Source organism: Leptospira ilyithenensis (assembly GCF_004771005.1).
Classification (GTDB): Bacteria; Spirochaetota; Leptospiria; order Leptospirales; family Leptospiraceae; genus Leptospira_A; species Leptospira_A ilyithenensis.
Map to the genome: position 1 here is coordinate 1 of NZ_RQHV01000004.1, position 11,789 is coordinate 11,789.

Sequence of the window (11,789 nt, forward strand, 5' to 3'; positions counted from 1 at the left end):
AATCTGCGGCAATCATGTGGAAGTTACTTACTTATGGGTAACGGGATGGTGAACCACCCGCCACCCAATGAGTCCCAACTAACACATCCAATCCGATTTGGCAATCCTTCTTTGCTCTTTACCAAAAATTCTCTGGAAAAGTTCGCCTTTTTGCCAACAGAGATTCAAATCTCCTTCCCTTTCCGAAAAACTCAAATTTCCAAATTCGCTTCCTTCAAAAAAGGGAAATTTTTTTCTAAAAAACGGAAAAATGGCAACAAACAATGATTCCCCTTTGGATGTATTTTTTTAACCTCTCGCTTTAATACAATGCGATTTACAATTAATGCCTCAGGCATCACTACAAGCGATTCGTATAACACCGTAGATGCGTATAAGCAATATGTTCAAAAGGAACTGGAATCCCAGAAAATGGTGGCCTTGAACAGTAACTACTTTTTAGCACATCCGAACAATACAGCTATCGAGTCAGAAATTTAAGCGACTTCGGTACGAAATCAACGTGGAATTGAAATATAGCACCATGGCCGGAGTCTGGGTAGACCACAAGTTCACTATTAGGAAGTCGTCTGGCCAAATCATGCGTATTTTTAGTGGGAACCATACGATCATTATCGCCATTGGCCACGAGTACTGGATGCAGAATCTTCGATAGATCTTCTGGCTCCTTCATGCCCCAGTTTTTAATCGCCTTGAGTTGTGCAAAAAACGCACTCAGAGTAATTTCTTTATCGCGGTTCTCCTTGCGCAATTTAATTCGAGCTAAAAATTCTTTACCTGCGCGAATTCCAACCGGGGATCTTGTAAAAAACAAAAACTGCTTTGGGTCTTGAAACGTGAAATAACCGCGAAACATATCGACGTAAGTGACGCTAGGTACATCTTTGATGCCCTCGCCTCCAGCGGGACCAGTGCCTGCAATGATCATTTTGCGAACTAACTGAGGTTCCATCTGTACAACTTCCTGAGCAATCATTCCACCCATCGAGAACCCAAAGAGATCAACCTTTTGGAAACCCTTTGCTTTGATGAATGTGATTGCATCCATGGCCATCTGTTCAATTGAATCCGCAGGCTCTCCACTAGATGCGCCAACGCCTCGGTTGTCGAATGCGACGATGTGATGCTTCGCCGCGAAACCATCCACGACACGAGGGTCCCAATTATCTAAGACTGCACCCAAATGAACGAGAAACACCACTGGTACACCCTTATTGTGAGCGCCGAGTTCTCTGTATGCAAACGTCACCTCGCCTCTTGTGACAAACTGGGTAGTAACGTTCTTCCAACTGATTTCTTGTTTCTGTGAATCGACAGGGCTTACATCTAATACTTCTTCTTGCCTTAATTCCAATTGAGAACACGCCGAGATTAACAATCCAAGGCTACTTAATAAAATTAATTTTTTTTTCATTGTGAATCACACATCCCTAATTTTGTAAGCGACGTTCCTTTTCATCAAAAAGTTGGCTGGAAACATCGATTGACTTACGATCATAATATTATATTGTGGTCGTAATGTAAAGGGGTATTTTCTACTTTTGTTTGGCTCAGTTTTAGCCAATGGCATTCGTGGGATTAACTTTTTAAGATTGGGAGAGTTATGAAAGTTTCAGGAAGCAATTTAGCAGTCACGCGAACTAATGGTCATATTAAAATCGAAGATCGTGGGGCTGTCCTCGTTGCCCATATAGACGGAGGGCCACATGCGTTGTTTGATGCTGCGCTTGTTAGGCAACTAAAAGACCTCGTTGACCGTGCAGACCGCGATCCGGACATTCACGCAGTGGTCTTTACGGGTACGCACCCCGATCGATTCTTAAGCCATTCAGATGTTACATGGCTCCAACAGGGTGGTGTCGGGTTCCCGCCCATTAATACACGTATCGCCGGTATTGTCTCGCGTATGGGGAGACTCATTAATAAAATACCTATTGTTAGAACGATTGCGGGAATGACCCGACTAAGGGCGCTTTTGCAGCTAGATAGCTTCCATGCAACCTTCCTGAAGATGAATGCAAGTGGCACACTCTTTGTCGCTGCACTCAACGGCTCTGCTCTTGCTGTTGGTGCAGAGTTCGCCTGGGCGTGTGATTTGCGCATCATGGCTGACGGTGACTTTGTCATTGGTTTGTCGGAAGTATTACTTGCGCTTACTCCAGGGGGTGGCGGCTCCCAACGATTACCTCGCTTAATTGGCACTCAAAATTCTTTAATCACTATTCTTGAAGGTAAACCTTTTACACCGGCAGAAGCGCTCGCACTCGGTGCGGTCGACGAGGTGGTTCCGCAGAATAAGGTAATCGAACGGGCAATAGAACGCGCAGAATACCTGAGTCTGCGATCAAAGCAATCAATAGGTGCGATTAAACGCTCCATATACTTTGGCAGTGCAATGTCGCTTGAAGAAGGTTTACAACTTGAGCATGCTGAGTTTCTTGTAAGAGACCAATCCAAAGAAGCTCAAAATCGGATGCTCGCATACATTGCCGCAACGGAAGCTACAGGAGAACTTCCTTTATTGAACCGCGAGATATACGCTCGGGCGCTAAAGGAAGGTCGAATAGGAGATTCAAAATAGGAATGCTGGTATAGGTCTGGAGTGGCTTCATTTCTCCTTTTCTCAGCATGATATCAATGAGATGGATCGCTACTGAACAGGCTTCGACTAGGACCTGTTCATCGCGTATCTAGGGTTGGCATGTCCTGAACTTGAACGACGTCTTATTTGTCGTATCCGGCCCATTACTGTTTCTCGCATTTGACTCCCCTTATTTTTGAAATCAATTCTTTAAATTTGCCAACTCTAGAGCGGCATCAATTCCACTTCTCAAAATGAGATTAGATTTCTCCTTATCTGTTTCAACTCGAGCGAGCTGCAAACTTCCGACGAGCTGCGCATAAATTGAAATGGCCTTACGCTCTCTTTTTTTCGGATCCTTGTCTCTAATCTGGCTAGAAAAAAGGTCAAGAAGCAAGTGGACCTTTTCAGAAAAAACTTTGCGCGTTGGCTTAGAATGGCGTGCGACTTCGGCCATCAACGCTGCAGCAGGACAACTATCTTCAACATTATCCCTTTTTTGAGGAGATAAATAATCACGAATCGCATCTTCCAATTTAAGTCCATGCTTCTGAGCTTCCGAGAGCATTTTCAATTGGGAATCGAAAGCGGCAACAAGCACTTCACGCACCAAATCTTCTTTGGATTTAAAGTGAGCGTAAAAAGCTCCATTAGTGAGACCAGCGTCTTTCATGAGACCAGCCAGTCCAACAGCTTCGACGCCTCCTTTACGGAATTGTTTTGAGGCAATGTCAATAATGTGCTTCCGAGTCGTTTCTTTATGTCCTTTTTCGTAACGGATCTTGTGCTCCTTAACTTTCATCCCGTCAAAGGACGAACGAAAAATACTATTTGATTTACATCTACAATATTGGATTATGATCGTAACGTAAAGAGATTTTCATTTGAACCTGAAACTTCCATAAGGTGTAGAGCCTCTAGGAAAAATATCAAAGTCCGATGGATTGGTTTGTATATTTTAGGAATGGTAAAATCCCGCAAAAATCACTCCATATTTTGATTGCTAAAATCGGAAAACTTGGTTCTATTTAAGGCTTCCGTCTTTTAGGAGGATACAATGAGAGTTGTAACACAAACGTTTATCAACCTGCCTGTAAAGGACCTGGACAAGTCCATTCAGTTCTTTACCAAACTGGGATTTACATTCAACCCGGACTTCACGGATGAAAAAGCAACTTGCATGATCATCAATGAACATTCCTTTGCAATGCTCCTTGTGGAAGATTACTTCAAAACATTTTCCAAACTTCCTATCTCGAAAGGAACAAGAGAATTTATATATGCACTCTCTCTTACTTCACGGAGCGAAGTAGAAGAGATGGTAAAGCTTGCTCTCTCTTCCGGAGGCAAACCAGCCAATGATGCGCAAGACCATGGGTTTATGTACAGTTGGAGTTTTTTGGATCCGGATGATCATCTCTGGGAAGTTTTCTTTATGGATGCACTTCCTCCGAAAGAATGAAAAAGAAAATCCCTTCGGAGAAATCGAAACAAGCTAAGAAGACTCCCAAAGAACCTATCAACTGGAAGGAAAAATGGGAAACCACCAAAGTGGTAGCGGATCAAACTGCGACTGCAAGCGTTTCCATTCTGAATGGTGCATTCGGAAACCATTTGGATTCTTTCGATCTTGCATCTCCCATGCAATTTTATTTGGGAAAAAAAAGAGTCTCTCTTCGCAAAGAAGATTTAAAATCATATCCTCATATTTCTTCTAAAGTCTGCATTCTGGTTCATGGCTTGGGAAGTGATGAAACCATGTGGAAATTCAGCGGAGAACAGGAAGACTACGGAACTCTCCTCCAAAAAGAAAAGGGAATGACACCGTTTTACTTGCGTTATAATACCGGGCTTCATATTTCCGACAATGGCCAGGCGCTTTCTTCTTTATTGGAAGAGTTGATTCAAAATTCCCCTGTCTCCGTCAAAGAAATTGTTTTCATCTCTCACAGTATGGGCGGACTTGTAACACGTAGCGCCTGTTACTATGGTGAAAAGGAAAGGTACAAATGGGTTTCCAAAACAAAGAAGATATTTTTCATCGGTTCTCCCCATCACGGTGCTGGTTTGGAGAAATTGAGTAATGTTGTTACAACTGTTCTCGGCAAAATTCCGAATCCATTTACTCATCTAACAAAAAAAGCGATCAATCTTCGAAGCGCGGGGATCAAAGATTTGCGTTACGGATATTTGGTGGAAGAAGATTGGAAAGGAAAAGATCCCGACGCCTTTCTGGAAAATTCGAAAAGACATGTCCCTCTTATGAAATCGGTGGATTATTATGTGATCACCGGAACTCTTACGAAAAATCCAAATCATCCTTTGGCTGATTTTTTCGGAGATGCCATTGTGGGGAAATGGAGCTCTTTGGGAAAATCGGGAAATGGAAAATATGATTTGGATTTTCCCAAAGAGAATTTGAAGGAATTATCCGGGATCAATCATTTGCGTTTAATGTACGATAGGCGGGTTTACGATGAAATCCGGAAATGGTGCAAATAGCTTCATTTCCTTCGTTGGAATATCCCGTATTCTGACGAAACCGGTTAGGTAAATCCTGCGGATTATTATTTAGTATATTTTGATTTGTTAATATACTTGTTATCTGATTGTAACAATAGATATTCCCTGCTAGGTAGATTATCAATTTTTTTCTGCTTTCCGTCTGCTTAATTTCTATACATAGAACGAGTTCTTTCCGGGATAAAATCATTGCATCGATTTTCTTTCTATTATCATGCCTAAGGGAAAACACTAGGGATCCACTAGGATTTTTACGCAGTTTTCGTCTATAACAACGAATAGACGGGTTTATATTTTAGGGATAACTAGAACCAAAAATAAACTGATGATAATAATTTCTTTCTTCTTTACACCTTGCGCCATTTTTTTCAACTGAAATTAACTTAAAATTTATGTTAATCATGTTCGGTTCAAATCTTATCAAATATGTCGTTCGTTCCACTTTCCTAATTATAGTAATCGTATTCACTAGCAACTGTAATGCGGTGAGCAATGCTGCGGATCAGTTCTTATTCGGACTTTCCGAGACAACGGACAAAGCTCCTGCCGGAGTGACTCTCAAGTCACTGACGGGAGGTTATTCTGTTTCGGAAAACCCTTCCCTTGGAACTCTCGGAGTTACATTGCAACTCAACAGACAACCTATTCAGGATGTTAAGATTCCCTTGAGTTTGGACAATCCCGCCATCGCAACTCTTTCTATTGATAGCATGACGTTCACTACATCCAACTGGGATACACCGCAAACTGTTACGATTAGCGGTGTTAATAATGACGAAGTGGATGGAAACAAAGAGACCATCATAGTCATCGGCAAAGGTGAGAGTACGGATGCACTTTATAGCGGACTCATTACACCCACACGACCGCTTACTGTCATTGATGACGATTCTTACAGCGTTGTCGTTTCTCCCAAGTCTCTTCAGACTACGGAAGCTGCAGGCGCGGGGAATACTGCTACATTTACTGTTGTACTTGCAAGTAAGCCGACTGGTACTGTCACAATTCCCACTCTCAATCCGAATGTAGATTCTACAAATAACACGAGTCAGGAGGGAACGATCGATAAGACTTCTTTAACATTCACAACTGCCAATTTTAATGTTCCGCAAGTGGTAACGGTCACTGGAATAGACGATCCTGTTTTGGATGGAAACAAAACGTATACGATTCAAATAGCCAATAGCACGAGCACTGATCCGAATTACAGCGGACTTTCCGTCCTTCCGGTAACGGTTGTTAATATTGACAACGAATTGCCGGGGATTGTTGTGACTCCGACGACACTTTCGATCAACGAGGCGGATACCAACGGAACATTTACCGTAGTACTGACAAATCCACCTACGGGAAATGTTACGATTCCTGTTACCAATCCGAATCCTACGAGAGCGACTGTGAATACGACATTACTTACGTTTACAACTGGTAATTATAATACTCCTCAAACTGTTACTATCACTCCTACGAATAATTTGATCGCAGATGGCAATTCCAGTTTCACTTTGGATTTGGGAGTTGCAACGAATTATGGAAATGAAAACGCTTCCGATGTTGCGATCACAATTGTAGATAACGATACTCCTGGCGTAACAGTTGTTCAGTTGAATCAGAATATTGTGGAGGGAACTTTGCAAACAGCATTCTTCCGTCTTCGGTTGAATTCGGAGCCCACCGCCAATGTTACGATTCCGATCAACGATACTTTCGATGCGAAAAACACGGGACAAAGACAGGGCAGTGCCGCAGTAACATCCGTTACTTTTACTCCTGCCAATTGGAACGTATACCAAGATGTTACTGTAACACCTGTCAATGATGATGTAGCTGATGGAAATTTTCAATGGATCATTGAACTGCAAAGATGCGTGAGTTCGGATCCAAAATACGGGGAAACATCCGGCGGTGCCGCCAATGGAATCAAACCGACTCCGAACATTACTGTGAATGAAGACGATGATGATATTGCAGGGTTTACAATCGTTGCTTATAACAAGATGGATGGTTCCACTTCGTTAATCCAAACCGCAAAATCTGCAACGACTGTGACCGGTTTTGCGACGGATGACAGCCATAATTTGGATCCGCAAGTTTATTCCCGATGGACGATCAGATTAAGATCACAACCGCTTGCAATCGTGAATTTAAGTTTAACAACAAGCACTAGCGGAACTACTAATGATGGAACCTTAAGCACCAATTCGCTAACCTTTACTACTGCCAATTGGAATGTGGCTCAAACTGTTTTTGTAACTGGTGCGTCCAATGGAGTCAATGAAGGGAACTTGGATTATTCCGTGAACGTTGCTGCTACAGGTGATGATTTGTATGGAAACGGATCTTATGGATACAGAGATTCCGCACAAGTAGCCCGTCCTGCATTCACTATCTACAGTTGTGATAACGACGTTGCCAACCAAATCATCGGTTGCAGAAGGTCAGGGACTTTCTCCACTACGGAAGGAGGGGGCACCGGTATCTTTCATTTGATCACTCAATCCGATCCGGGATCAAGTGTGACCGTTCCTGTTTCCAGCAGCAATCCTGCGGAAGGAACAGTCGGTTCCGCGACTGCAACGATCACCAGCGGCAGTGGAAATTGGAAAACGATGACAACAAGTGCATCCAACCAAATTACCGCAACCGGTGCGCAGGATGTTTCTATTGACGGAAACATCGCTTATACTGTTGTTTTAGGGACTTCTTCCGGAGGTCTGACAGTTGATCCTCCCGATATGACGATCTATAATATCGATGATGAGTTGGTTGTGGAAGTCAGCGCAGGAAGCAATGATACTACGGAAGACGGTACGACGGCAACTTTCGGAGTGCGTATCAGAAATACGGTTGTGCCAATTGCAAACGTAACCTTTACCATCTCATGCAAGTCGGGTAGTACGGAATGTTCCGGTCTGAGTGCAACATCTCTTACGTTTACAACGGCAAATTATAACACTTATCAGACGATCACAGTGACACCTATCGATGATAGTCGTGCAGATAATACACAACCGGTTTGTATTCAATTCGGAACGGTTGTTAGTACGGATCTGGCTTTGAGCGATTTTCAACCGCCTGACAATTGTCCTATGAATAATCTTGATAATGATAAGGTAATTTATGTAACGAATGTTACCTATAATCCGAACTTTAATGATTCGAACAACGATCTTACGGAACAGGACGGATATTGCCAAACGGATACCAACAGACCTGCCTGGGGAACTTATAAGGCTTTGATTTCAAACTCGGTCGGTCGGGTTGCTACTACTACCGGAACGGATGCCACAGGCCAGAATGCATGGGTATTGGCGGCAAGTAAGGGATATTATTTAGCAACAGGTTTTTCCGCACCTTATACAAACAGAGTCTTTACCACAAATGCCAATTCATTATTCAGTTTTGGAAGTTTGACTACCACGCTCCCTGCGGGGACATATTGGACCGGCTTTAATAGCAACTGGACCACCGCTACGAACAATTGTGTGAACTGGTCGCAGAATGATTCCGGTCCCTCGTTTCCTACAGGAGGCATTTACGAAACCAGTTACGGAATCGGCGGTTCTACAAGCGCTACATCGATCAATGCCGGTGTTAGCGATTGCCAAGTTGCGACCACCCGCAAACTTATTTGCGTTCAACAATAAATACAATCTATGAATCTTTACTCTATGCAAAAAAACATTATAACAAATGTAAGATGGAAACTCGGCTTACTTTCTTTTCTTTTGATCTCAAATTGTGTTTCAGATCAAAAACCGCAATGGACGCAGTCCAAAGCTTTTCAGAAGTTTTGCGGGTGTGCCGCTCCACTACCAATTAGCAGCGAAAAGGCGGCAACCAGGGAAGAAGCATTGGGAAGTCTTCCCGAAGGCGCTTTAGATGATATGGGTACACCGGATTATTTGGAACGTGTTTACTCGGGGATCAAAAACGATTTTGAATTCACCGGAACCCAATTCGAACAACATGTGGATGGGCTTGTGGCAAAAGGGGTCGAGCTCAAACGAATCGAAGAAGATAAAAAGTTACGGGAAATTCTGATCGTCATTGACGGGGACGTTGCTTTCCCTTCCGGAAAATCAACTATGACTCCCAAAGCAGTAGAAATGATCGGCAAAATCTCCGATGCGGTTTCCCTTTATCCCGAAACAAACGTAAGGATCGGAGGGCATACGGATTCTGCGGGTGCATTTACCATGAACTTAAAACTCAGTAAAGCAAGAGCATTTGCAGTGAAAGCGGAAATGCAAAGAACGCACCAGATTGCGGAGGTTAGGTTCAAGGAAGTGGATGGATACGCGGATTTGCGGAAGATCGTGGACACAATGGCACCGGAACCGAAAAACAGACGAACGGAAGTTAGGGTAGGAACCGTTCGAATCGTATTATAATAAAAATATATCTATGAATTTAAAATTATATTTCAAAACTATTTCAGTCTTTGTTTTTTCTTTTTTGCTATATCCCGCAATTTTGTTTTCCGAAGAATTAAAAACCAATACCACCACTGAAATTCCCAAACAACCTTCCGTAGCGAAGGAGGAACCTGTGAAACTCACTCCTATGGACAAATACGAGGGTGTATTTGAACATAGATTGCAATTCAGAATGGGTATTGGATTTGGAAAATTATCTCCGGCTATTTTGAATGAAACGGGTCCTGCCTGGTTTCTGAATTCGATTATGCGCCAAGCTAACGAGCCTACGGCGCCACTTGCGATTCCTTATAAAATCACCAAAGATTTGGACACCATTCCACAATACAGAGACATCACTTACGGATGGAAAAACAAATTTGAAATCCAATATGCGGAAGACCGGACCATTGGAAAATACGATCGGGACAAACCGGCATCGAATAATTTTTTTTCACCTAGAACTAATAATTATTGGGCATCCGCTTTCGAAGGAAACCGTTTGCTTCGATTTGAAGGGGAAAGTCAACATTTTCGATTCTCTTACACTCACCCCATCACGGATCGTTTTATGATCGGGCCTTCCATCAACTTTCATCGTTATACGGAGAAAAATAAAATCTCCTACGGATCCTATTCTACGAGTAGGCCCGAAGCGCCCGTGCCTGACAAGGCCACCTGGTCCATCGGAGGGGATGCAAATGCGGAATATTCCATGAAAGGAATTTTGCCAGGAATTTATACCAAGGTAAAACTGAAAGATTGGTGGGAAGTGAGAGGAAGGATCGAACTGCTCGACCGTAAAGGTGATTTTTCGGTTCTAGGATCTCAGATTATCCAGGAAACATCTCAAAGCATGAATGCTTTAACGGCCGTTCTTCCGGCTTATGGCGGTAAGGTGCATGATAAAGGAACTCTTTTGCAAATCGAATCCAGCTTTCGTTATTGCAGATTCAGTTTGGACATAGGAATGATTCGCCAGGACGTACAGAGAAAGTATTCCACATACCTGGGAGATACGGTCGGATCCGTTGCAAAAGTGGATTATTCCGCGAGAAGCATCGGGGTCGGATTTTCAGAAATGTCCAGTAGCATCAAACACACTGTCACTGAATTTTATATAATGCCCGGCGTATCTTTTATGTATGACCAAGATGGTATTTATTAAAAGATAGACCAGTATGAGTGAATCCAATCCGGAACGTCAGATTTATACCCCTCCTATGAATCCTCCCGGCCCCATACCCGGGCTCGGAGAACTTTGCCAGTTGTGGGGAGAAGAGGGGATCCGGGATTTGGTTTCAAGATTTTACGATCGGATTCCCGATTCTAAAATCAGGAAAATGTTTCCTAAAAATCTGGATCTCGCCAAACAAAAACAAGCTGATTTTATCATCCAAGTCACCGGTGGAAAACCACATTATTCCCAGAATTACGGGCCTCCCAGGATGAGGATGCGTCATTTTCCTTTTGTCATTGATGAGGAAGCCCGCATGGAATGGATTCGTTGTTATACGGAAGCATTGGATGAAGCGGATTTTTCCGAAGACTCCAAACGGATCTTTTCATCCTTTTTGGAAAGTTTCAGCCGATGGATGGTCAATTCGATTTGAATATTCCGATCGAAAGTGCTGGTAAAGTTTCTGATTTAGCTTCATTCAGCATAATATTTGCTATCTTAAAATCGAATCAAAAATCTGTTCTTGACGATTTCGTATTTATCCTATAGTATTTTAAGTCCAATCTTATGAATTTTAAACAAGAATGGATTCTGCATAAAGACAAACAGATTCGTTTCATCGATTACCGGAACCTTAACGAAGAGGAGATGATTGAGAGACTGCGGGCTTCTATGTCCGATTACCAGACAGTGACTACGAAGATTTTGTGCCTCGTCGATTATTCCAATTCGTTTATTTCTTCCAAATATTTCAATATTTTGTTATCCGAAGGTGCTGCTGAAATTCGAAAAGAAAAAATAGAAAAAACAGCGCTTATTGGTCTCAACCTCGCCAAACTCGCGTACCTCGATATTTACAAAACTCTTACACATGACCAACGCATTCGCGTTTTCGAACGAAAGGAAGAAGCCTTGGATTGGCTTGCCGAATAAAAACGTTCGATGCTTCCGACTCCTGTGTGCGTAACCTCCTGCCACGACGCACGAACTCGACCATGCATGGTCTCGCCACCGCCGATTGATCGGATATTCACCTTTGATCCATTAGGTGGGAGACCGGGCTCTTCGCTTCAATCAGACGGAAAAC

10 protein-coding genes are annotated in these 11,789 nt (G+C 42.9%); 8 read left to right on the forward strand and 2 right to left on the reverse strand.

Going from position 1 to position 11,789, the window contains the following annotated elements; genetic code table 11:
• Window positions 1-460: 460 nt before the first annotated feature.
• The gene (locus tag EHS11_RS01630; protein WP_135762681.1) at window positions 461-1,414 is read right to left on the reverse strand and encodes an alpha/beta fold hydrolase; all 954 of its coding nucleotides are present in this window, start codon (window positions 1,412-1,414) and stop codon (window positions 461-463) included.
• Window positions 1,415-1,603: 189 nt separating this feature from the next.
• Between EHS11_RS01630 and EHS11_RS01635 the strand changes: the two genes are divergently transcribed.
• Window positions 1,604-2,581, forward strand: a complete 978-nt coding sequence (locus EHS11_RS01635; protein ID WP_135762682.1) for an enoyl-CoA hydratase/isomerase family protein — start codon at window positions 1,604-1,606, stop codon at window positions 2,579-2,581.
• A gap of 202 nt (window positions 2,582-2,783) precedes the next feature.
• Here EHS11_RS01635 and EHS11_RS01640 read toward each other — a convergent pair whose 3' ends face one another.
• Window positions 2,784-3,383 carry a TetR/AcrR family transcriptional regulator gene (locus EHS11_RS01640; protein WP_135762683.1) on the reverse strand — a complete coding sequence of 200 codons (600 nt, stop codon included), beginning with the start codon at window positions 3,381-3,383 and terminating at the stop codon, window positions 2,784-2,786.
• 255 nt (window positions 3,384-3,638) lie between these two features.
• Here EHS11_RS01640 and EHS11_RS01645 point away from each other — a divergent pair, with 255 nt between their 5' ends.
• The 7 genes from EHS11_RS01645 (at window position 3,639) to EHS11_RS01675 (ending at window position 11,635) form a co-directional block, all read left to right on the forward strand.
• The gene (locus tag EHS11_RS01645; protein ID WP_135762684.1) at window positions 3,639-4,043 is read left to right on the forward strand and encodes a VOC family protein; all 405 of its coding nucleotides are present in this window, start codon (window positions 3,639-3,641) and stop codon (window positions 4,041-4,043) included.
• Window positions 4,040-5,083: an esterase/lipase family protein gene (locus tag EHS11_RS01650; protein WP_135762685.1), complete on the forward strand. Its 1,044-nt coding sequence runs from the start codon at window positions 4,040-4,042 to the stop codon at window positions 5,081-5,083. The genes EHS11_RS01645 and EHS11_RS01650 overlap by 4 nt, the downstream gene beginning before the upstream one ends.
• Window positions 5,084-5,505: 422 nt before the next feature.
• Complete coding sequence (locus EHS11_RS01655; RefSeq protein ID WP_167884310.1) at window positions 5,506-8,751, forward strand: DUF1554 domain-containing protein; 3,246 nt, start codon at window positions 5,506-5,508, stop codon at window positions 8,749-8,751.
• Between the two features lie 9 nt (window positions 8,752-8,760).
• A complete protein-coding gene (locus EHS11_RS01660; protein ID WP_246047510.1) occupies window positions 8,761-9,498 on the forward strand; it encodes an OmpA family protein in 738 nt (245 codons plus the stop codon).
• A gap of 13 nt (window positions 9,499-9,511) precedes the next feature.
• A complete protein-coding gene (locus tag EHS11_RS01665) occupies window positions 9,512-10,690 on the forward strand; it encodes a hypothetical protein (protein WP_135762687.1) in 1,179 nt (392 codons plus the stop codon).
• Between the two features lie 13 nt (window positions 10,691-10,703).
• Window positions 10,704-11,135: a globin domain-containing protein gene (locus tag EHS11_RS01670; protein WP_135762688.1), complete on the forward strand. Its 432-nt coding sequence runs from the start codon at window positions 10,704-10,706 to the stop codon at window positions 11,133-11,135.
• Between the two features lie 134 nt (window positions 11,136-11,269).
• Window positions 11,270-11,635 carry a hypothetical protein gene (locus EHS11_RS01675; protein WP_135762689.1) on the forward strand — a complete coding sequence of 122 codons (366 nt, stop codon included), beginning with the start codon at window positions 11,270-11,272 and terminating at the stop codon, window positions 11,633-11,635.
• The last annotated feature ends 154 nt before the right edge of the window (window positions 11,636-11,789 follow it).